Raw genomic sequence first — 21,630 nt, forward strand, 5'->3', positions numbered from 1 at the left:
CGTCGAGGGTAATACTACCTAGAGAATTCAGTTTTACTGAATTCAACTCGCTCAAGCGGGTCTCTTTGAATCCCTTCGGCTATAATTTTCTCAACCAGTTTAAGGCGGGGTAAAATACCCTCACCATTGGCGATTTGGATAGCTAGGCCTGGTCGGGCATTAAGCTCTAACAGCATCGGGCCATTGGATTTATCCAGTACCATATCGGTACCCAAATACCCCATCCCTGACATTTCATAACAGCTAGAGGCCAGTTCAAGTAGGCGTTGCCAATGAGGAACTACCAACTCCTTCAGCGGCCGGTCAGTATCTGGGTGTTTTTCTATCGGTCTATCAAACTGTACAGCATGTAATGCGCGGCCAGTACCAATATCAATACCAACTCCCACAGCACCTTGGTGTAAGTTAGCCTTACCGTCTGAAGCAGCAGTAGAAAGGCGCATCATAGCCATAACGGGATAACCCTGAAAAACAATCACTCGCACATCTGGCACACCTTCAAAGCTGAAGCCATCAAAACACGAATCGAATTCGATTAAGGCTTCAATCACCGCTACATCTGGGCTACCACCTAGTGAGAACAAGCCCGCTAAGATATTTGAACAGTGACGCTTAACATCTTCTTCATGAGTAGGCGCACCACTGGGTTTAAAGAATACCCCAGACTCTTGCTTGGTAATCACCAAAATGCCTTTACCACCGGAGCCTTTAGCTGGCTTTATCACAAAGCCAGGGTGCTTATGCAGTAAAGGAATGATGGACTGAATATCATGCTGAGTGCGCACCACTCCAATTAGAGCTGGAATAGTAACGTCATCACGCTGAGCAATAATTTTAGTTTTAAGTTTATTGTCCACAAGAGGATAAAGCTTACGCGGATTATACCGGCTAATATAGCCGGTATTGCGCTGATTCATCCCCATGATGCCCTTGCGGGCAAGTTTAAAGGGGCTAGTGAATTGACTAAGCATTAGCCCTCCTTATCCGCAAGAGGCTTAAAGCGGCGTAATTCTAATAGACGGTATCCGGTGTAGTTACCCAGAATCAAAATAACACCTAGTACAATAAATTGAATACCCATGAAGTTAAACGTTAAATGGCGAACGTATTCGTTGTTCATGGCGAGGAAAGCCAAAACAGCAACTAGCAAACTACCGCCGCCTTGCATAACCACTTCTTTAGGGCCTTCTTCTTCCCACAGTACCGACATCCGTTCGATGGTCCAAGAAAGAATAATCATCGGGAAGAAGGTGATTTTTAAGCCTTCAGTTAAACCTACTTTGAAACTCATTACACTGAAGATAGAAATGATACCAATTACCGTTATGATTACCGCGGATATTCGCGATACCAGCAGCAAGTTTAAGTGGGATAGGTAACCTCGTATCACTAAGCCAGTACCAACAACCAATAGGAAGCCAATTAGTCCGGTCATTAGTGAGGTTTGCATAAATGCCATGGCGATAAGCACTGGCATAAAGGTACCAGAGGTTTTAAGCCCTACTAGTACTCGCAGTAAAACCACAATTAGCACACCAATAGGGATCAGTAAGATGCCTTTAAATAGTGCTTGTTCTTCCAGTGGTAAGCTATCGATAGAGAAGTTAAGGAAATCTGCTTCACTAATTTTAGGAGCAACCGCTGACTGAGCGCTTTGCTCTACCAGTAACATTGAGAAGGTCACTTGAGAATCTTTACCACCAACTACTTCAAGTAAGCTGTTGCCGTTGTATTCCCATAATAAAGTGTTGTCTGGTCGACCTTGAATACCGGTGGCCAAATCAAATATTTGCCAATCATTTTCATCTTTAAATACTTGAATATATTCGGTAATACCTTGGCGGCGGCGACCATCTTCTAGCTGTAAGCCTCGAACAATACGTGCAGGAACATCGGCATTGTTTAATAGGTCTACCACTAAGCGATTTTTAGGTTTGTAATCTAAAATTAGGCCGGTATTTTGGCTTTTACTCGCGGTGTCGCCGGTTAAGGCTTTAATTAGCTCGCGGGTAAAGCTATAAGCATCTGCCGAAACCTCTTCTGCTTGCTTGGCTAAATGATTAGCGGCAGTGAAGTAGGGTTCTGGGTATTCGGTAAATGGGGTATCAGGCATTTTAGGCTGATAAATATCTGCGGCTTTTGGATCAACCAAGAAGTCTACTTTATAGTACATCTCTTGGTGACCATCGGCAGTTCGCTTAGTCCAAATAGCGCGAGGATTATCTTGGTCATTCACAAAAGATAAGCCGTAAGCTAAAGATGCTGTTGATTCGTGGATACGGGTATAGCCACGTTGGGTTAGTGGCAAAGCAAGAACTGCTTCAACGCTTTCACCTTTGGCGTCAAATTCTACTTTGGCTTCTATCGACCAAATCTGACGCTTTTCGCCAGGAAACCAAGGCACTTCAAATTGAACATGCCGATAAAGTGTCATGCTTATTCCTATCAGCATGCACAGGGTAACAATAAAATAAAATATATTGCGAGAACTCATGGGCATTAATCCTTAAATGTCGGCTTCGCTTGGGTAAATTTTTGGCTTATATCTACCACACTTATATCCTTAAGAAAGCTACGTCCCAGTAGCACTGGATAACTAAGGTGGTTTCGGTCGGTTAGGGTAAATTGGGCTTTTTCAGAAATCGGGCCTAGTTTCACTAGCATTGAGACTACCGGGCGTTTATCAACTTTGTTAGTTGATGATTGAGTTACCTCGGCGGTGCGTATTACTGGGCGTTCTACAATAATATCGCTATCAAGGGTTTTATGGCGCATGTTAAAGCGTACCCAATTTTTACCGTCGCGCTCAAATTTTACAATGTCGGTAGCATTAAGTGATGATGTTGCTGCACCAGTATCGATACGCGCTTGAAAGGCCTTTTTTTGTCCCTCTAGACTTACCCACTCAGATTCACCTAATACAGTTTTATTACCAAGTTTGTAACTCGTTTGCTTACCACAGCTCTGTGGGCTTGCCTTTGAAGAGGCTACAGGTGCAGGAACAATGGCGACAACTTTCTCTTCAAGTTGGTCAAAACGTTGCTGTTGTGCAGCGAGTTGTTCAGAAATAGATTCACATTGACTCAAAACCGAAGTCTGCTGAGCCGAGAGAGCTGACAATTGTTCGAGAGTTTGATCGTTAGATTGAGAGGCTTGTTGGCTCGCGCAAGCGGTAAGCGCGAGAGACAATGAAATTATTGAAAGCTTTTTCATAGTTCAAATCCATTAGGCAAAAGTAAAAACTGCGGTTTAAGTAATTGTTTTAGCATAGCGTATGAAAACTGTTTAGTCTGGATTAATTGCAATTAAAACAGCACGTTTGGGAGCCGGTAGCCCTTCTACAGTTTTCGAATTATCATTTGGGTCTAAGTAATCTTCAAGCGACTCGTGGGTCATCCATGAGGTACTTCTTTGCTCCTTGGTTGAGGTAACATCAATATCCACAACTCGTACATCAATAAAGCCGACTTTTTCTAGCCAGAGCTTTAAGGCGGCGGTACTTGGCAAAAACCAAACATTAGGCATTTTGCCGTATCTGCCAGCAGGCACCAGTACTTGATTTTCATCGCCATCTACCACTAAGGTTTCAAGCACCAGCTCGCCGCCTTTATGTAGTTGTTCTTTTAACTGAATCAGGTGATCCATTGGCGAGCGGCGATGATAAAGCACTCCCATCGAAAACACCGTATCAAAGGCGCGCAGTTTAGGAAGCTCTTGAATGCCTAAAGGCAACAAGTGAACGCGTTGGTCATTGTTGGCAAAATTGCGAATGGCTTCAAACTGCATAAGAAAGAGGGTAGAAGGGTCGATACCTACTACAAACTCAGCGTCATCCCCTAGCATTCGCCACATGTGATAGCCGCTGCCACAACCCACATCTAATACATAACGATGTTTTAGAGGAGAGATATGATTGCGGATACGCTCCCACTTCCAATCAGAACGCCATTCGGTATCGATGTTTATACCATAAACTTCAAATGGGCCTTTACGCCAAGGGTGTAAGTGGCGCAGTAAACTCTCAATTTTTTTTCGCTCGCCTTCAGGCATTTCTTCGGCTTTGCCAATACTGACTTTATCTTTAAGTTCTATGTGAGCGCTTGTTTGTTGGGGAAATTTATTGAGCACACGCTGCCAGCGTGGAAAATCGCCATGAGCATGTTCTTTTTGCCAGTCACCTAGTTGTGCAGGGAGTGTATATAGCCAGTGCTTTAGGCGGTTTTTAGCAATTATTTGGTAAAAATCAGAGAAGTCTATCATTGGTTACAAGAGCTTGATATTACGTAGTTATATGTGGCTAATTGTAGCAAGCTTTAGCAATTATTGGTGATATTGCTGCAAAGATACTTGGCTAAAGTTGGCATTTGCTCACTAAACGCTCTAATCCACCCTGTCGATTTTTATCCATTTTATAAGCTGCCCATTTTCGTCGCTCCAATTGCCGCTATCACATACATCAATAGCCTTACTTGCGATGATGAGTTGGTCTTTAAAGTGAAGGCGCATTCCTAGCCGCTGAAATTCACCGATAGCCGATTTACTTAGCGGCTCATGCACCTTAACAAATACGATCAAAGGGCTACGTTGAGCAATGAAGTCATCGTTTAAAGCACTAAGTAATTGTTGGCTATTGTTACTACTGATACTTGCTAGTGCTAGCGTTTGTCCTTGGTAACGGGCAAGCGCTAAAAAGGGAGCAGGTTTTAGCTGGCTTTGATTGGAGTTATAAGCACTAAACCATTCGAAGCTTTGTTCTCGCCAAGCATAAGATAAGGGGAAGTCACTACTTTTACTTGAGTTGAAGTTTATCTTTTTGTTGTTAGGTGAATAATTTCTATAGTTTTGTTGTTGTGCGTCGATATTTAAAGAGGGAAGAGTTGCCACCAAGATACTATCATTAATGGTGGAACGCGCTTCAAGTGAGAGCTTATCTAGTTGGGTCATCACTGATGACTGCGTTGTGCTTATGGTTATAGCGGATTGAGAACAATCATTAATGAGCAGCGAATCGTAATCCAGTTGCTCTACTTGTACGGTGGCTTGTACTTGAGCTGTTAGGCAAAGTAAGGCAACTGACGCTAAAACTCTTTTTATTAAAATCATAATTAAATACATAGGGTTAGTGTGAGCACCATTGATGCTAGCACATATTCTAAATAACAAGAAAATCGGTCAATAATAAATACAGCGGGATGCTGGCAAGGGGTGTTTGATGGGCAACTTATCGATTAAACAACGTTTAATCTTAACAATCTTAATCCTGTTAGCGGTGTTAAGTGGGGTGCAAGCATGGTTTCAAGCTAGGACTTTATCTGAAGAAACTCGCTTAGATATTGCGGGTGATGCCAAACAGTTGTCGCAAGCTGCTACTGACCAAGTCAGCTTGTGGTTTGATTCCAAACTGGCGATTGCCAGAGGAATGTCTTCAGATCCCAACTCATCTGGCTTTGTATCTGATCTTGTTCAAGCCAAACAAAGTGGTGATTTTATCTATTTTTACTTTGGTAGCAGCCAAGGGAAAATGACCATGCATGACCCAAACGAAACCTTACCAGATGGTTATGACCCCAGAACCCGGCCTTGGTATAAAGGAGCGCAAGCTAATGGTTCATTTGTTTCCGACCCGTACGTTGATGCTACCTCGGGTCAAATGGTTATATCGGTAGCTCAACGAGTTAGCGGCGGCGTTTACGCCGGTGATTTGGGCTTAGATGTTGTGACTCAACGAGTGTTAAACCTTGCCAGCGAACAGGTTTATCCGGTAATTGTTGATCAGCAAGGTTTGGTGATAGTTCATAGTGATAACAATTTAGTGCTAAAAAAAGCCACTGAGTTGTCTTCTGAACTCAGCGCTAGCTTCATTGAAAAAACCGCTAACACTGGAGAGATGAGCGATCTAAATGTAAGTGGCAAAGATAGCTTTGTAAGCATTACGCCTATAGATGGTACTGACTGGTATTTGATGTTTGTTTATGACAAGAAAATAGCCTTAGCGCCAGTGCAAGCCATGGTGCAAAGTTCGGTTATTTTTGCTGTTATTCTATTTATTATCATTGCCGTCGTAATGCTTAAAGTGATTTCTGCGATGCTTAAACCAATCGAAGTATTAGGCGATGCGATTCACGAGCTATCTTCGGGTGATGGAGACCTTACAAAACGCATTAACTTAGAGCGAAGTGACGAAATAGGCACCTTAGCTGCGGGAATTGATAGTTTTATTGACCAATTACATGCCTTAATGAAAGACATTGCACAGGATGCTGATCGCTTACAGCAGGCAGCAGCGCTTACTAACAGTTCAACCAGTGAGTCAAACCTACAGATTGAGCGTCAGCAAGCTGAAGTTACCCAAGTAGCTACCGCTGTTAATGAGATGGCAGCTACTGCCAATGAAGTTGCCAACAATGCTGAACAAACGGCTGAAGCTGCACGCGAATCCGCAGATTCTTGTGAGCAAGGCAAAGTATTGATTGGCCGAAACCAACAGCAAGTGAATAGCTTGGCTGGCCAGTTAGATGGTGCAGCGGAAACCGTGCAAGAGCTAGAGAGGAATACTCAAGAAATTAGCGATATCTTATCAACCATTCAGGGCATTGCAGAACAAACTAACTTGTTGGCACTAAATGCTGCTATTGAGGCCGCGCGAGCCGGTGAGCAAGGGCGCGGATTTGCGGTTGTTGCAGATGAAGTACGTAACTTGTCGCAGCGCACTCAAAGCTCAACAGAAGAAATTAAAGCGATGTTAGAGCGTTTGCAGGGCAATACCCATAGCACCGTTCAAACTATGGATGAAAGCCAACAACTAGTAAGAATAAGTGTTGAAGAGGCCACTAAAGCAGCAGAAATGCTAGAGAATATTACTAATTCAATTACCCACATTAGCGATATGGCCACGCAGATTTCTAGTGCCGCAGAGGAGCAAAGAGCGGTAACTGAAGAGGTGGGGCGTAATACGCAAGGCATTCAAGATGCATCCTTAGAGTTGGCTGAGCAAGCAGCAGGTAGCTCGCAACGAGCGACTGAACTAGATGAAATTGCCGATAAGCTACATAAAGAAGTCGGTGCGTTTAAGATATAAACGCTTTTATACTAAAAGGCCTGCGAAAGCAGGCCTTTTGGTTTTAGCTCAAAAATAATAATCCTGCGCCACCGAGGCATATTAACATTACGTATAGTGGCAACTTAAACACTCGCAACAAGCAAAAGCCAAATAAGGCTAATACTACCTCCAAATTAGAGTGGATGGCGCTGGTGAAAATAGGTTGATACAGAGCCGCTACAAGTAAGCCAACCACTGCGGCGTTTACCATTTGCATTGCTGCAGAGAACTTCGCCTTGTTGGCTAAGGCTTGCCAAGCATCAACAAAGGCCAAAACCAATAGGAAACCCGGTAGAAAAATCGCTATGGTGGCAACTAAGGCATAAACAATAGGACTTTGTTCACCGACTATCGCCCCAAGGTAGCTAGCAATAGTGAACATTGGGCCTGGCACAGCTTGAGCTGCAGCATAGGCGGTTAAAAACTGTTCTTGGTTTACCTCATTAACTAAGGTTTGTTGCAGCAATGGCAGAACAACATGACCACCACCAAATACCCAACTACCTGCTTGATAGAATTGGCTAAAGCTTGTTGCTAGTTGCGGTAGCTCAAAAAAGGCTAGCAGAAGCAAAACACCAAACACCAGTAGATAAGGCAGCTTAATGGCGCCGGATTGTTCATTTGGTTTGGTTGCTATGGGTTTAAGTGCGTTTAACTTTTTTTGCAAGCTAAGCCCAGCAATGGCCGCTATAGCCAAACACAATAACTGCGTACTCAAATTGGGCAGCAATAACAATGCCGCAGCGGTGATAAAACAAGCACAACTTAAATATAAGTTACTGCAAAACTGGCCATACATTTGGCGAACAGCATCAACTACAACAACCAAAGCCGCTATTTTTAAACCTGCGATTAGCCCCAATACCAAAGGATTATTGTCGCTATAGCTTGCTGCTAGAGCCAAGGCTGTCATTAATGCGGCAGAGGGCAGGGTAAAGCCAATAAAAGCGGCTAGCGCACCGAGTTTTCCGGCGCGACGCAAACCTATAGCGAAACCTACTTGCGAAGAACCCGGACCGGGAAGAAATTGACTTAAGGCCACCAAGTTTGCGTATTCTTGCTGACTCATCCAGTTTCGGTTGTCAACAAACTCTTGTTTAAAAAAGCCAATATGCGCAGCTGGGCCACCAAAACTAACTAAACCTAAGCGAAGAAACGCGACAAATACTTCTATTATTGCTGTCATAATTCTTAATGTTATAAGCAAAAATTCGATTTTATGAAGCTTTTGTTACAGGAATATTTCCTTTAACAAATTGTTTAGCATGTACTAAGTGACTGTAGTGAAATAAGCTTAAGCGGCGTTGAGCGAAGTAAAGGAATAGGTCGTTTTCATGAGTGCTTATAATAATGCCTTAAAGCATTGGTTATTAATCATCCCTGTATTGTTGATACAAGCCTGTAGTACTAAGCCTGAACTGTATTCTTGCGAAGGCGCGTTAACTGACTTTGACCAGCTACTCGAACGAGAGATTGGAACGCTCAATGCCAAACGCATTTCTAAGCATCCTGGCTTACGCTATGACCGTTTTGTCTACAGCTATGTTAGAGAGCTAGATAAGGGCTCAAATGTTAGCCAGCAGGATCTTATCGCCTACATGAGCGATGCAGCCAAAACTGGCCTACTGTTGGAGTGGCAGAACCTAAACAGCCAACAAATGGGTGAATGGAAACAGCGTTATCCAGAATATTCATCAGATACTTTTATTGAAAGCTGTGTGGCGAAAGCTAAGCAGCAATATCTGGCTCAAACAGAGCAAAGCGCAGCGCTGCTTAGCAGCTTGTTACCAGATGATGATTACTCAGATACAGCAAAGTTTTTCGGCATTTACCCAATTAGCTCAAAAGTATTTGCCAGTGCGGTTAAAAAAGAACAGCAGAGCTTAACAGAACACTGGCAGCAAGCTTCACTTGAGGCTCTCTCTGGGTTTAATCCAAACCAAGCAATACTTTATACACCTGAACCGCAAAAGCATTTAGCTCCCCCCTTAAGCCTAGAGCACTTAAGCTTTGATCACTTAGGCAGGCTAAGTAACGAGCAGCAAGGCCAGCACTTGCTAGATAAGTTTGCCCCGCAGTGGTTAATAGAAAATGCACATCAAGACAATCTGCCGGGCAGCCCGGTTTGGCAGGGCGAACAGCTGCAAGTAGATACAGATAAAGCCACTAGCTTTTCACTGATTAGCTATGGCAGGTATAAGCAGCAAACCACCATTCAGCTCAACTATGTAATGTGGTTTAAACAGCGGCCTGAACTTAGCGCGGTTGATTGGGTAGCAGGGCAGCACGATGCGGTTATTTTTCGTATTCACCTAACGCCTCAATTAGAGATACTGGCTTACGATAGCATTCACCTTTGTGGCTGCTGGTATACCTTAATGCTGCCAAATGACCAAGCGTATCAAGCCGTTCAAGATAGTTCTCAAGAGCCTGTATTGATGTATAGAGTGGATGCTCAAAGTAAAATGCGTATTAGCATTAGCGCCGATACCCATCACATTGTGGGATTGGCTCCAGCAGAAGAACATCCAGATTTGAAGACTATTGAATATCAGTCTTTAGCTTGGCAGCAGCTAAATGTGTTAGCTAAATCTGAGCTGACAAAAAGCGTATTTGATAAGCAGGGCTATGTTCATGATTCACAGCGTTTGGAACGTTGGTTTTTTTGGCCAATGGGAGTAAAACAACCGGGTAGTTTACGGCGCTTTGGTGACCATGCCATAAGCTTTGTTGGTGAGCGTTATTTTGACCAAGCCTACTTGTTAGAAGAACTAGGTGTGCAATAATGCTTGGCACTTACTTTAGTGCCTTGCTAACTATATAAAATATTTAGGAATAAAGACGATGAGTTACGATAATAACAATATCTTCGCCAAAATTTTGCGTGGTGAAATGAGCTGCTTAAAAGTATATGAAGATGAACATACTTTAGCGTTTATGGATATCATGCCTCAAGCTGATGGTCACACCTTAGTTATTCCAAAAGAAGCTGCAGAAACCTTATTAGAACTGTCTGATGAAGCAGCTGCCGCTACCATTAAAACCGTGAAAAAAGTGGCTAAAGCGGTTAAGCAGGCTATGCAAGCCGAAGGTGTGAGTTTAGTGCAATTTAACGGTGCAGCAGCGGGCCAAACGGTTCCCCATATTCACTTCCATATTATTCCTGGATCTTTAGCCGACGCGCGCAGTCACGCTAGAAATATGGTGGATAATGAAAGCCTGAAACCTTTTGCGGATAAAATCTCAGCCTTATTGGCTAGCTAATTACTGATAGCTAAAGCCTGCACTTTTTTTGAGAGCAGGCTTGGCTAATTAGCACTCAGTTATTTGATGGCCACCAATGAGCCAAAGTTAAAGCATTGAAACCACAACTCACTGGCCGAGAAGCCGGCATCAGTAAAGCGCTGCTTATGTTGCTCAATGGTATCTGGTACTAATACATTGTCTAAAGAGCTGCGCTTTTGACTTATTTCTAATTCGCTATAGCCATTGGCTCGTTTGAAATCCAGATGAAGTTCGCTAATTAAGCCTTGGATGCTGGCTTGGCTAAAGTGAAACTTTTCACTCACTATCAATATTCCGCCAGTTTTCATGCCTTGGTGAATCTTCTTCAGCAATGTTAAACGTTGCTCTTGGGCAACAAATTGTAGAGTGAAGTTAAGCACCACAACAGAGGCCTCACTTATTTCGATGTCGCAAATATCCTCGCAGATAACAGCAACGGGTACTGAGCCGCGAAAAGCATCTAAATGTTTTTGGCAACGTTCGACCATGGCAGGGGAGTTATCGACGGCCACAATCTCGACGTTCTCTTGTTTTACCGCACGGCGCATGGCCAGTGTTGCAGCACCTAGCGAGCAGCCTAAGTCATACAGCTTGCTGTTGGGCTGGTGAAACTGTTCGGTTAAATGGCCAATAGTAGAAATGATGTTGCTGTAGCCGGGCACCGATCGCTGGATCATGTCGGGGAAAACCTCAGCAACCTGGTCATCAAATTTAAATTCGCCCAGCTGAGTAATGGGTTGAGAGAAAAGCTTATCTTTGCCTTGCATGGCGGAGTCTCGTAGAAAACGTGTGTGAATTAAGCGCTGTTAATCGTTAAGCGGGCTATTGTAACCAGCAAATTCCTGCTTGTCTTTGGCAAATTTAAGCCCTTCGCTAGATTTATTGCTCTATCACTATTCTTATTTGTAGTCGCTTTCCTTTATACTATCGCCCTTTCACTGAACAAAGCTAACCAGCGCTTTGTTCAAGATGATTATTCGCTGAAATTTTAAAACGTAAAACGGGAAAGGCCAAATGCGCACTGTTTACTGTGGACAAGTAACCAAAGAGCTAGTTGATCAAGAAATAAATTTAGTGGGTTGGGTAAATCGACGCCGTGATTTGGGCGGTGTTATTTTCATCGATTTACGTGACCGTGAAGGCATTGTGCAAGTGGTGTTTGACCCGGATCGTGAAGACGTATTTAGCACTGCAAACAGTTTGCGTAACGAGTTTTGTGTTCGACTAAAAGGTCGCGTGCGTGCTCGTCCAGAGAGCCAGATAAATAGCGACATGACTACCGGTGAAGTTGAGTTATTAGGCTTAGAGCTTGAGATCTTAAACCGCTCAGCACCTTTGCCGTTAGATAGCAACCAAGACAACTCGGAAGAGCAGCGCTTAAAGTACCGCTACTTAGATTTACGTCGCCCTGAAATGAGCCAGCGTATGGTGTTCCGTGCCAAAGTAACCGGCTTTGTTCGTCGCTTTATGGAAGACAATGGCTTCCTAGATATTGAAACGCCGATCCTTACTAAAGCTACGCCAGAGGGCGCGCGTGACTACTTAGTACCAAGCCGTACTCATAAAGGCCAGTTTTTTGCTTTGCCGCAATCGCCGCAAATCTTTAAGCAATTACTAATGATGTCGGGCATGGACCGTTACTACCAAATCGTAAAATGTTTCCGCGATGAAGATTTACGTGCTGACCGCCAACCTGAATTTACTCAGATTGATATCGAAACCTCATTTATGAGCTCAGACCAAGTAATGGCTGTTACCGAGCAGATGGTTCGTGAGCTGTTTGTTTCGATGTTAGACGTAGATCTTGGCGAGTTTCCGCAAATGACTTACGCAGAAGCGATGCGTTTGTACGGTTCAGACAAGCCTGATTTGCGAAACCCTATGCAGCTAGTAGATGTTGCAGACTTGCTCAAAGAGGTTGAGTTTAAAGTATTCTCAGGCCCAGCCAATGACGAGAAAGGGCGTGTAGCAGTATTACGGGTACCTGGCGGCGCTAAGCTTTCACGTAAGCAAATTGATGATTACGGTAAATACGTAGGCATTTATGGTGCTAAAGGCCTAGCGTGGATGAAGGTTAACGACTTGTCGGCTGGCCTTGAAGGTCTACAATCACCCATTCTTAAATTCCTGAACGAAGACGTGGCGAAAGCTGTTGTTGAGCGTGCCGGTGCACAAGATGGTGACTTAATTCTATTTGGCGCAGATAAAGCTAACATCGTATGTGAAGCGATGGGCGCACTGCGCTTGAAAGTTGGTGAAGACTTAGGCCTAGTGTCTGACGAGTGGAAACCGCTGTGGGTTGTTGACTTCCCAATGTTTGAAGAAGTGGACGGTCAGTTCCATGCTATTCACCACCCATTTACAGCGCCAGTACAGGGCGTAACAGCAGAGCAGCTTACCGCTTCACCTGAAGGTGTATTGTCTAATGCCTACGACATGGTGTTAAACGGTTGTGAACTTGGTGGTGGTAGCGTGCGTATTCACAAACAAGATATGCAAGCGGCAGCCTTTAAAGTACTAGGCATTAGTGATGAAGAAGCTCAAGAGAAGTTTGGCTTCTTGTTAGAAGCGCTGCAATATGGTGCTCCACCACACGCTGGTTTAGCCTTTGGCTTGGACCGCTTAGTGATGCTAATGACTGGCGCAAGCTCGATTCGTGACGTGATGGCTTTCCCTAAAACTGCCACTGCAGCTTGTCCGTTAACTAGCGCACCAAGTGCAGCCAACCCGGCAGCACTAGAAGAGCTAGCACTAAATGTAAAACTGCCTGAGTAGATTTTACCTGATTAAAAAAGGCGAGCATCTGGCTCGCCTTTTTTGTATCTACTGTTTCTTAGCGCTTAGTTAACTTGTGCCGTTAGAGTGGCTGGGCGCTTGAGGAATTTTGAATAAAGGATGCAGGTGCAACACATTGCCATCTTTATCTAGCAACGCGCCTTTCTCGGTACATTGTTGATAAAAGGCCAGCGCTTCTTGTTTGGTTTGGGGCCGACCAAAGAAGTAGCCTTGCACTTTATCAAAACCGTTTTTCTTCAGCCAATTCGCATGCTCAAGGGTTTCGACTCCTTCCACCAAAATCTCGTAATCAAGAGTATCCATAAGCCTACGCATGCTTAAAACAATGTTTTGCGTAGACACCGATGTGATGGCGTTATGGCCAAACTCGCGGTCAAACTTAATTTTGTCGCAAGCTAGGTTGCTTAAATAACTTAGAGAGGTAAAGCCCTTACCAAAGTCATCAAAGGCCACACGAATCCCTGCGGCTCTAATCTCATTAAGCTGGGTTTTAACTTGCTGATAGTTTTGCACTGCTACGCTTTCGGTAATTTCAAGCTCTAGGTAATTACTGCCTACGTTTACGGTTTTGAATTTACTAATGAGCTTTTGAGCAAAGTGCTTATCTTCAAATTGTCGCCCGCTAATATTGAAGGCAATGGTTAACTCTTCATAGCCCTTGCTGGTTAGCTCTTCAAGCAAGGCTAAAGACTTATCGATTACCCAGTAACCCAGCGGTAGAATGTGTCGGCCTGATTCAACAGTATCAAGGAACTGACCAGGGTTCATTAGGCCTTGAGTAGGGTGATTCCAGCGGAGTAATAATTCAAAGCCAGTGACCCGTTGGTGCTGCATTGACACTTGTGGTTGCAAGTAAAGCTCTAGCTCATTATTGCTCATGGCATTTTGAAACTGGTTCTCAATGGTGAACACCATGTCGTTTTGGCGGGCTAATTCGATATCAAAATGGGTGCAGCAGTTTCTGCCTTTGCGTTTTGAAGAATACATGGCTAAGTCGGCATATTTCACCAACAATTGCGGCTCGTATTCAGCTTGTTTGGCTGTGGCAATACCAATACTCAGCGTTACCTTCATCGAAATACCCGAAATAGTAATATCGCGAGCAATTTCTTGGGCCAAGCTATACGCAAAACCTAGTACGCTATCTTTGTCTTTTTGATTGATAAGAAGAGTGAATTCATCACCGCCGAGCCTGAAGGTACTGGAAGCGAACTGACTGAGACGCATAATGCGTTTAGCGACTTGTACTAACAGCAAATCACCAAAGTCATGGCCCAAGGTATCGTTAATGGTTTTAAAGTTATCGAGATCAATATATATCAGGCTGAGCTCTTCGCCTTGTTTAGCTGCTTCCTCTAAAGCCTCACCGAGCTGCTTCAAAAAGGCGGTTCGGTTAGGCAGCTCTGTGAGTGGGTCTTCCATGGCCATTTTTTCGAGCACTTTAGTATTGGCCGCAATGCTTGAGCGCATGTCTGAAAAACTGTTGGCGAGTTCAATGGATATATGGTCTAAGGAGTCAAATTCATCATTAAATAGGTGTAATTTATTTTGTGGTTTGTAGCTTTCATTTTCTAAAATCGTTGGCAAGCTTGCGGTGTGGTAGCGCAGGTTGCTTAGTGGCCGACGCATAAGCATAAGGCCAATTGCGATGGCTAAGGCCATGGTGAACAATAGCAGCATTGTTAGCTGGTTCTCGAAGCGAGTTTGTAAGAAAACTTGTTCGCTCCAATCTTTTAGAATCACTAACTTAAGAGTGCTATTTGAGCTGTCTTTAATGGGGTAGAGCTTACCAACAATAGTTTTATCTTCTACCTTGAATTCCATGTTGTCATGATTGCGATACTCAATTGCGCTGTCGAACCATTGCTGACTTAGCACCTGAGTATTGGTGGCTAATAATATGCTTTTATATAAGGGGCGATCTAAATCGACTATCGCTAGCTCAATGTCATCACGTTGAGTTACGTTAATTAGCGCATCTGCCAATTCAAGTTGAAAGGCTAAAACACCTTGTTCAGCATTGAGAGTTCTGATGGGAAGGGATATCCACAGATAACATACTTCGTAACACTCGATGAGGCGCATCGGCTTTGAGCGCAAGGTGACTTGTTCAAGCAGCTCTTTAGGTGGCGGGGAATCTAATACACTACAAGCATAATTATCTATGGCAAATACCGTACAGCCGTTGGCAATTGGCATCAACCATTGTAAATCTGGTAACTGGCGGTTGAGGTAACGCTCAAGGTCTTGCATGCTTTCTGCTTGACTCAGTAAGGTTTGAGCTTCAAAAATATACGTGATGCTATCGCTTAAACGTTCGATTTGGTCGTTAAATTCTAAAGCATAGTTATCTAGGTAGCTTAGTTTCAATTGCGCTTGTTGGTTTTGGTAGTGTTCCATTGCAGTTAAACCAAAAATAGAAACTACAATGCCTGCCGCGAGAATGAGCACCAAAGTGAGTTTTAGTCGCACGCTAACGTAGCGATTTTTGAGATCCACCAAGGGGAACTTGCTTAACTTCATTGGCTATTCCATTGATTTAGCATAAGGCAATAACAGGCTAATTAATTGCTTACTTACTAAGCATAGAGTGAAATATCAAAAGCGGTAACTTAGTTGCAGCGCAAACAAGCGCCAATATCGCTCAGGATTATTGTTTCGAGTTGGGTTAAGGTCTCGAACTGGAGGAAGCATAGAGGTACCTACAAACCAATGGTGTTCTAGCTTTAATTGAAAGTTACGATGGAAATTCCAAGTTGCTCCAAGGGTAAAATCTTCAAGGTCGCGCAGGTTTGTTTCAATATCATCATCAATAAAATGACTGTTGTCATAACGAGCTAGCAAATTCCATTGCTGATTCACAATGTAAATACCTTGCAGGTAATAGGCGTTCATATCGATGCTGCCATCAAAAATTGGGGCTAAAGGTTTAGAGGCATCGGTTTTCCCTTCGGCATAAGTGCCACCACGTCGCATGGTGAACTCACCCGTTAATTCGTAGCTCTGTTGCGCATATTGCAGCGACGCAATGTATTGGTCGGTATCAATAGTAAAATCGAAAGGTAAACTCGCAGAGCTAGCCGGTGGTGTCACATATATCGAATCTTTTAAGTGCATTTTTAAGCGGCGATATTCTAAGCCTAAGTACCAATTGGCGTTGGGACGAGCAGAAAAGTGCAGTGAACTATTCCATTCGCTTTCAAAGGTGCCACCTTGTTCTTGACCGAAGAAGCGGCGACTAAAGCTTTCATCAAAGGCTTCTTTACCAATAGATGCGGCAAATGTGTATTGCTGACCATTTAGTGTGAAATAGTCTAAATCTAGTCTTACACCGTCGGCCCTCAAGCTTTGCTCTTTGAGAATATGCGGGTAAACCGATAGCGGTAGTACAATACTGGGGCGAGTAAAGGGCACGTCACGAGTCTCACCATAAATGCCATTGGATATTTTGAAACGGCCCAATTTAAAGCCAAGTTCCCAGTCTTCGTTTGTAGGGACCTTGTAGTTAAGGCTTAAATAATCTACCTCTACACCTGACTCGAACCAGTCACCACTTTCTTGGGCAATTACTAAGCCTGATACTGACCAGTTAGGGTTGATATACCAGAAACCTCGAAGACCTGCTTCAAGCACCGGGCCGCTATCGCCCGAGTTATAACCGTAATAGTTATTAGCGTTTACATCGATATAGCTGGCTGAAACAAAGCCACCCCAAGAGAGTTTACCTTTAGCCTGCGCAGGAAAAAAAACAACGCTTAAGCTAGTCAACAACAGTAGAATGAAGTTCTTCATTGCTCACCTCTTGGCTGGTGTATCCAATAGCGTTGGGATTATTTTTTATAGTGTCTAGCATTTCTTGTTCAGAGTTCACAATGGTTGGAGCAATAGCTGTGCCCGTGTAGATTTGGCGTTCCCAAATACGAGTTAGCTGATAGGGAAATAGTTTGAGTGCGTCTAAACAAAACTGTTTATGCAGGTCGTTATTGTCATCCATTACAACCAATTCAATAATTTGGCCATCAGGCCAGTTTTTTTGCCTTAGCGAAAATATGGCACGGATCTGTTTAGCACTAAGCTCGACCTGCTGGTTGGAATGAGTGAGCAACCATACCTCAGCATGAATGGGTATGCTTAAACTTACTAAAGAAAATAGCGCAACAATTTTTAAAGCTATTGTTCTTCGCTTTAAAAACTGAATTAGATTACGCCAATAAATTACAATCATAGCCTTCCGTGGTTAGCTCATAACTATTGTGTTAAAGATTATGTCTTTAAATATAGGCTAATTTTTTCAATAAGTTAAGTTAAATGATTTTTTGTTTATCATTGTTTAAATATCCAACAGGGTGTCTTAGCTTGTCTGTTATTTTTATTAGAATTATCAATAGAAAGGCGAGATTTAAAGCTAATCGTTATCTGATAATTATGTAATATCAATGAATAACATTACAAATTCCATGGTTAAGTGCTTATCGTAAAAATGGGCTTTGCTTCTACTGGATCCATCTAATATTTCTTATCGTTTCACTAAAGTGGAGCGCTTTGTCGAGTTAGATCCATGTTCAGCTAGATAATTCTAGGCTTGTCATATTGTTAGCGTTTATCATCATGACTTAATTATAAACGAGGGAGAGATTCGATGGCAGGTCATAGTAAATGGGCCAACATCAAGCATCGCAAAGCTGCTCAAGACGCAAAACGCGGCAAAGTGTTTACCAAGTTTATTCGAGAGTTAACGGTAGCAGCTAGGGAAGGCGGCTCAGATCCTGATGCAAATCCTCGATTACGAGCCGCAATAGATAAATCCCTATCGAACAATATGACTCGCGATACTATCAATCGAGCGGTTCAACGCGGAGCGGGAGAACTTGATGGTCAGCAACTCGAGACGGTGATTTATGAAGGTTATGGGCCTGGAGGAACTGCGGTATTAGTAGAAACCATGACTGATAACCGTAATCGCACAGTGTCTAGCGTTAGACACGCTTTCTCGAAAAGTGGCGGCAATTTAGGCACCGATGGCAGTGTGTCCTACCTATTCGAGAAAAAGGGCATTATTTCTTATTCCGCCGAAAGTGACGAAGACGCGATTATGGAGGCTGCACTGGAAGCAGGTGCAGATGATGTATTAAGCCACAATGATGGCAGCGTAGATGTATACACTAACCCACTGGAGTTTGGTCAGGTAAAAGATGCGCTAGATGCTACAGGGCTGGTGGCTATTAATTCCGAAGTCACTATGATTGCTTCAACCCAGGCAGAATTAGACGCCAGCACCGCTCCAAAACTATTGCGGTTAATTGATATGTTAGAAGATGATGACGATGTTCAAGAGGTTTATCACAATGGTGAGATTTCTGATGATGTCGCAGCGCTGCTTTAACCAACCGTGAGTATTATTTTAGGCATTGATCCCGGCTCGCGGATCACCGGTTATGGTTTAGTTAAACAAGCCCAGGGACGAATAGAGTACTTAGGCAGTGGCTGTATTCGCACTAATGAAAAAGAATTACCGCTAAGATTGAAGCAAATCCATGCTGGGGTGAGTGAAATTATTACCCAGTTTTCACCCGACGAATTTGCGATAGAACAGGTATTTATGGCTAAGAATGCTGATTCTGCCTTAAAGCTTGGTCAAGCGCGGGGGGCGGCTATTGTATCGGCAGTAAGCCAAGACTTGCCGGTGGCAGAGTACTCGGCACGGCAAATTAAGCAAGCAGTAGTAGGAACCGGTGCTGCCGACAAATCACAAGTTCAACATATGGTTACCCAGCTTTTAAACTTGTCGGCTAGCCCACAAGCAGACGCCGCAGATGCTCTTGCTGTTGCTTTATGTCATTGCCATACCAGACAAAGCTTAATTGGAATGGCGGGCAAAGTGAGAGGTACAGTGAGGCGTCGACTTCGCTAAATTTTTGTATGAAAAAACAGCAGTCAGAAGTTTTTTTTGAATTATTCTGCGTAACTAATTGAAACCATCAAGTTTGACCCAATATATTGCTGATAGAGATTATTAGCTAAGGTAAAGAGGACGACATGACCTTAGAGCGTTCAGAACGTTTCGAAATTCCCGTATTACCGCTACGCGACGTGGTGGTGTATCCACACATGGTTATTCCATTGTTTGTTGGTCGTGAAAAATCTATTCGTTGCTTAGAAAGTGCAATGAGCCAAGATAAGCAAGTATTGCTAGTGGCTCAAAAGGACGCAAGCAATGACGACCCGCAGGTAGATGACCTATACACGGTAGGTACCGTTGCTAATATTCTTCAATTACTTAAGCTGCCAGATGGTACCGTTAAAGTACTAGTTGAAGGTAGTCAGCGCGCTAAGCTTGAGCAAATCGTTCAAGAAGAAGAGTACTACGTAGCCGCCGCAGAATATGTAGTATCTGCCCAACCTGATGAAAAAGAGCAAGAAGTAATGGTGCGCTCTGCCATTAGTCAGTTTGAAGGCTATATCAAGCTAAACAAAAAGATCCCACCAGAAGTACTTACTTCTGTATCGGGTATTGATGACGCTGCACGTTTAGCCGACACCATGGCTGCTCACATGCCGCTCAAGCTAGAAGACAAACAGTCGGTGCTTGAAATTGCCAGTATTCCAGAACGTCTTGAATACCTAATGGCAATGATGGAGTCTGAAATCGATTTGCTACACGTTGAGAAAAAGATCCGTGGTCGCGTGAAAAAGCAAATGGAAAAAAGTCAGCGTGAGTATTACCTCAACGAACAGATGAAGGCTATTCAAAAAGAGCTGGGTGAGTCAGAAGACGGCCAAGACGAGTTTGAGCAGCTTTCTCAACGCATTGACGAAGCCAAAATGCCTGAAGAGGCAAAAGAGAAAACGCTGGCTGAACTTAACAAGCTTAAAATGATGTCGCCAATGTCAGCTGAAGCCACAGTAGTGCGCGGCTATGTTGATTGGATGCTTAGTGTACCTTGGGTTAAACGCTCAAAAGTGAAGCGAGACCTAGCGAAAGCCGAGCAGGTGCTTAATCAAGATCATTATGGTTTAGAAAAAGTAAAAGAACGTATTTTGGAATACTTGGCAGTGCAAAGCCGAGTTAACAAACTCAAAGGTCCAATCCTATGTTTAGTGGGGCCTCCTGGTGTAGGTAAAACCTCACTGGGTCAATCTATCGCTAAATCAACCGGGCGTAAGTATGTACGTATGGCCTTGGGTGGCGTGCGTGATGAAGCTGAAATCCGCGGACACCGCCGAACTTATATTGGTTCAATGCCAGGTAAGCTGATTCAAAAAATGTCTAAAGTGGCAGTGAAAAACCCACTGTTTTTACTGGATGAAATAGACAAGATGGCCTCTGACATGCGTGGCGATCCGGCCTCAGCATTGCTAGAAGTGTTAGACCCTGAGCAAAACAATAGCTTTAACGATCATTATCTGGAAGTTGATTACGACTTATCAGATGTGATGTTTGTTGCTACTTCGAACTCAATGAATATTCCTGGTCCATTGCTTGACCGTATGGAAGTGATTCGTCTATCGGGTTATACCGAAGATGAAAAACTGAATATTGCTAAACAGCATTTAATTAGCAAGCAGATTAAGCGTAATGGTTTGAAAGAGCATGAGATTGTTATAGAAGACAGCGCAATCATCGGCATCATTCGTTACTACACCCGCGAGGCTGGTGTGCGTAGCTTAGAACGCGAAATCTCTAAGTTATGTCGTAAAGCAGTAAAAGAAATTTTGCTTAATAAAGACACTAAGAAAGTAGAAATACGCCAAGATAATCTTAGTGAGTACCTTGGAGTGCAGCGTTGTGATTATGGTAAAGCCGATGAAAACAACCGAGTAGGTATGGTAACAGGCCTTGCTTGGACCGAAGTTGGCGGCGACTTATTAACGATTGAAACTGCATCGGTACCTGGTAAAGGCAAACTTAGCTATACCGGTTCTCTTGGCGACGTAATGCAAGAGTCGATTCAAGCCGCGATGACAGTGGTAAGAGCCCGCGCTGACAAGTGGCGTATTAACAGCGATTTCTATGAAAAACGCGATATTCACGTACACGTGCCAGAAGGTGCAACACCAAAAGATGGTCCAAGCGCCGGTATTGCGATGTGCACCGCTTTAGTCTCTAGCCTAACCGGTAACCCAGTTAAAGCCGAAGTGGCAATGACCGGTGAAATTACCTTACGTGGCGAAGTTTTGCCGATTGGCGGCTTGAAAGAAAAGCTATTGGCTGCTCACCGCGGTGGAATTAAAACCGTTCTTATTCCACAAGAAAATGAACGTGATTTAGAAGAGATACCAGAAAATGTTATTGGCGACCTGAAAATCATCCCAGTTCGCTGGATTGAACAGGTTCTGGAAGCGGCTTTAGAGCAAAATCCTGAAGGCTTTGAAGTAAAAGCTTGAGTCAATGCAAATAAACGATATTCAATCGTGAAATAGTACTTGCCAGCCTTGTTCAAGGGCTATAG

At 43.6% G+C, this 21,630-nt stretch carries 17 protein-coding genes; 7 read left to right on the top strand and 10 right to left on the bottom strand.

The features are described from left to right. Positions 1 to 14: 14 nt before the first annotated feature. From G6R11_RS12795 to G6R11_RS12815, 5 genes are all read right to left on the bottom strand, one after another. The gene (locus tag G6R11_RS12795) at positions 15 to 971 is read right to left on the bottom strand and encodes an alpha-L-glutamate ligase-like protein (RefSeq protein ID WP_163133470.1); all 957 of its coding nucleotides are present in this window, start codon (positions 969 to 971) and stop codon (positions 15 to 17) included. Further along, positions 971 to 2,494, bottom strand: a complete 1,524-nt coding sequence (locus G6R11_RS12800) for an inactive transglutaminase family protein (RefSeq protein ID WP_163133471.1) — start codon at positions 2,492 to 2,494, stop codon at positions 971 to 973. Before G6R11_RS12800 ends, G6R11_RS12795 begins: the two co-directional genes overlap by 1 nt. A 5-nt stretch (positions 2,495 to 2,499) precedes the next feature. Continuing rightward, complete coding sequence (locus G6R11_RS12805) at positions 2,500 to 3,213, bottom strand: ATP-dependent zinc protease (protein ID WP_163133472.1); 714 nt, start codon at positions 3,211 to 3,213, stop codon at positions 2,500 to 2,502. Between the two features lie 72 nt (positions 3,214 to 3,285). Beyond that, a complete protein-coding gene (gene cmoB / locus G6R11_RS12810; protein ID WP_163133473.1) occupies positions 3,286 to 4,260 on the bottom strand; it encodes a tRNA 5-methoxyuridine(34)/uridine 5-oxyacetic acid(34) synthase CmoB in 975 nt (324 codons plus the stop codon). 120 nt (positions 4,261 to 4,380) lie between these two features. Next, entirely contained in the window at positions 4,381 to 4,944 is a 564-nt protein-coding gene (locus tag G6R11_RS12815) for a hypothetical protein (RefSeq protein ID WP_163133474.1), read from the bottom strand. A 268-nt stretch (positions 4,945 to 5,212) separates the two neighbouring features. Between G6R11_RS12815 and G6R11_RS12820 the strand changes: the two genes are divergently transcribed. Then, positions 5,213 to 7,078 carry a methyl-accepting chemotaxis protein gene (locus G6R11_RS12820; protein WP_163133475.1) on the top strand — a complete coding sequence of 622 codons (1,866 nt, stop codon included), beginning with the start codon at positions 5,213 to 5,215 and terminating at the stop codon, positions 7,076 to 7,078. 43 nt (positions 7,079 to 7,121) lie between these two features. Here G6R11_RS12820 and chrA read toward each other — a convergent pair whose 3' ends face one another. Further along, on the bottom strand, positions 7,122 to 8,285 hold the full coding sequence (chrA, locus tag G6R11_RS12825; protein ID WP_205472793.1) for a chromate efflux transporter: 1,164 nt from the start codon (positions 8,283 to 8,285) through the stop codon (positions 7,122 to 7,124). A gap of 148 nt (positions 8,286 to 8,433) precedes the next feature. On the opposite strand from chrA, the gene G6R11_RS12830 reads away from it, so the two are divergent. Both G6R11_RS12830 and G6R11_RS12835 read left to right on the top strand, forming a co-directional pair. After that, positions 8,434 to 9,885, top strand: a complete 1,452-nt coding sequence (locus G6R11_RS12830; RefSeq protein ID WP_163133476.1) for a hypothetical protein — start codon at positions 8,434 to 8,436, stop codon at positions 9,883 to 9,885. 58 nt (positions 9,886 to 9,943) lie between these two features. Further along, positions 9,944 to 10,363: an HIT family protein gene (locus G6R11_RS12835; protein ID WP_163133477.1), complete on the top strand. Its 420-nt coding sequence runs from the start codon at positions 9,944 to 9,946 to the stop codon at positions 10,361 to 10,363. A gap of 59 nt (positions 10,364 to 10,422) precedes the next feature. Here the strand turns inward: G6R11_RS12835 and cmoA are convergent, their stop codons facing one another. Beyond that, positions 10,423 to 11,151 carry a carboxy-S-adenosyl-L-methionine synthase CmoA gene (gene cmoA / locus G6R11_RS12840; RefSeq protein WP_163133478.1) on the bottom strand — a complete coding sequence of 243 codons (729 nt, stop codon included), beginning with the start codon at positions 11,149 to 11,151 and terminating at the stop codon, positions 10,423 to 10,425. A gap of 247 nt (positions 11,152 to 11,398) precedes the next feature. On the opposite strand from cmoA, the gene aspS reads away from it, so the two are divergent. After that, positions 11,399 to 13,159, top strand: a complete 1,761-nt coding sequence (aspS, locus tag G6R11_RS12845; RefSeq protein WP_163133479.1) for an aspartate--tRNA ligase — start codon at positions 11,399 to 11,401, stop codon at positions 13,157 to 13,159. 69 nt (positions 13,160 to 13,228) lie between these two features. Here aspS and G6R11_RS12850 read toward each other — a convergent pair whose 3' ends face one another. The 3 genes from G6R11_RS12850 to G6R11_RS12860 all read right to left on the bottom strand — a co-directional run bounded on the left by G6R11_RS12850 (position 13,229) and on the right by G6R11_RS12860 (position 17,405). Beyond that, the gene (locus tag G6R11_RS12850; RefSeq protein ID WP_163133480.1) at positions 13,229 to 15,703 is read right to left on the bottom strand and encodes a bifunctional diguanylate cyclase/phosphodiesterase; all 2,475 of its coding nucleotides are present in this window, start codon (positions 15,701 to 15,703) and stop codon (positions 13,229 to 13,231) included. A gap of 75 nt (positions 15,704 to 15,778) precedes the next feature. Continuing rightward, a complete protein-coding gene (locus G6R11_RS12855) occupies positions 15,779 to 16,972 on the bottom strand; it encodes a hypothetical protein (RefSeq protein WP_163133481.1) in 1,194 nt (397 codons plus the stop codon). Beyond that, positions 16,941 to 17,405 carry a hypothetical protein gene (locus tag G6R11_RS12860; protein WP_163133482.1) on the bottom strand — a complete coding sequence of 155 codons (465 nt, stop codon included), beginning with the start codon at positions 17,403 to 17,405 and terminating at the stop codon, positions 16,941 to 16,943. The genes G6R11_RS12855 and G6R11_RS12860 overlap by 32 nt, the downstream gene beginning before the upstream one ends. A gap of 414 nt (positions 17,406 to 17,819) precedes the next feature. Between G6R11_RS12860 and G6R11_RS12865 the strand changes: the two genes are divergently transcribed. The 3 genes from G6R11_RS12865 (at position 17,820) to lon (ending at position 21,565) form a co-directional block, all read left to right on the top strand. Next, positions 17,820 to 18,563 (top strand): YebC/PmpR family DNA-binding transcriptional regulator, encoded by a 744-nt coding sequence (locus tag G6R11_RS12865; protein ID WP_163133483.1) that lies wholly within the window; start codon positions 17,820 to 17,822, stop codon positions 18,561 to 18,563. A 6-nt stretch (positions 18,564 to 18,569) separates the two neighbouring features. Beyond that, on the top strand, positions 18,570 to 19,091 hold the full coding sequence (gene ruvC, locus G6R11_RS12870) for a crossover junction endodeoxyribonuclease RuvC (RefSeq protein WP_163133484.1): 522 nt from the start codon (positions 18,570 to 18,572) through the stop codon (positions 19,089 to 19,091). 125 nt (positions 19,092 to 19,216) lie between these two features. Then, a complete protein-coding gene (lon, locus tag G6R11_RS12875) occupies positions 19,217 to 21,565 on the top strand; it encodes an endopeptidase La (protein ID WP_163133485.1) in 2,349 nt (782 codons plus the stop codon). The last annotated feature ends 65 nt before the right edge of the window (positions 21,566 to 21,630 follow it).

It is taken from the genome of Agarivorans sp. Alg241-V36 (genome assembly GCF_900537085.1).
GTDB lineage: Bacteria > Pseudomonadota > Gammaproteobacteria > Enterobacterales > Celerinatantimonadaceae > Agarivorans.

Coding starts and splice junctions, on each gene's coding strand:
- G6R11_RS12820 (WP_163133475.1), top strand. CDS start 5,213: ATGGGCAACTTATCGATTAAACAACGTTTAATCTTAACAATCTTAATC.
- aspS (WP_163133479.1), top strand. CDS start 11,399: ATGCGCACTGTTTACTGTGGACAAGTAACCAAAGAGCTAGTTGATCAA.
- G6R11_RS12835 (WP_163133477.1), top strand. CDS start 9,944: ATGAGTTACGATAATAACAATATCTTCGCCAAAATTTTGCGTGGTGAA.
- G6R11_RS12815 (WP_163133474.1), bottom strand. CDS start 4,944: ATGACCCAACTAGATAAGCTCTCACTTGAAGCGCGTTCCACCATTAAT.
- lon (WP_163133485.1), top strand. CDS start 19,217: ATGACCTTAGAGCGTTCAGAACGTTTCGAAATTCCCGTATTACCGCTA.
- cmoB (WP_163133473.1), bottom strand. CDS start 4,260: ATGATAGACTTCTCTGATTTTTACCAAATAATTGCTAAAAACCGCCTA.
- chrA (WP_205472793.1), bottom strand. CDS start 8,285: ATGACAGCAATAATAGAAGTATTTGTCGCGTTTCTTCGCTTAGGTTTA.
- G6R11_RS12795 (WP_163133470.1), bottom strand. CDS start 971: ATGCTTAGTCAATTCACTAGCCCCTTTAAACTTGCCCGCAAGGGCATC.
- G6R11_RS12865 (WP_163133483.1), top strand. CDS start 17,820: ATGGCAGGTCATAGTAAATGGGCCAACATCAAGCATCGCAAAGCTGCT.
- G6R11_RS12850 (WP_163133480.1), bottom strand. CDS start 15,703: ATGAAGTTAAGCAAGTTCCCCTTGGTGGATCTCAAAAATCGCTACGTT.
- G6R11_RS12830 (WP_163133476.1), top strand. CDS start 8,434: ATGAGTGCTTATAATAATGCCTTAAAGCATTGGTTATTAATCATCCCT.
- G6R11_RS12855 (WP_163133481.1), bottom strand. CDS start 16,972: ATGAAGAACTTCATTCTACTGTTGTTGACTAGCTTAAGCGTTGTTTTT.
- G6R11_RS12805 (WP_163133472.1), bottom strand. CDS start 3,213: ATGAAAAAGCTTTCAATAATTTCATTGTCTCTCGCGCTTACCGCTTGC.
- G6R11_RS12860 (WP_163133482.1), bottom strand. CDS start 17,405: ATGATTGTAATTTATTGGCGTAATCTAATTCAGTTTTTAAAGCGAAGA.
- G6R11_RS12800 (WP_163133471.1), bottom strand. CDS start 2,494: ATGAGTTCTCGCAATATATTTTATTTTATTGTTACCCTGTGCATGCTG.
- cmoA (WP_163133478.1), bottom strand. CDS start 11,151: ATGCAAGGCAAAGATAAGCTTTTCTCTCAACCCATTACTCAGCTGGGC.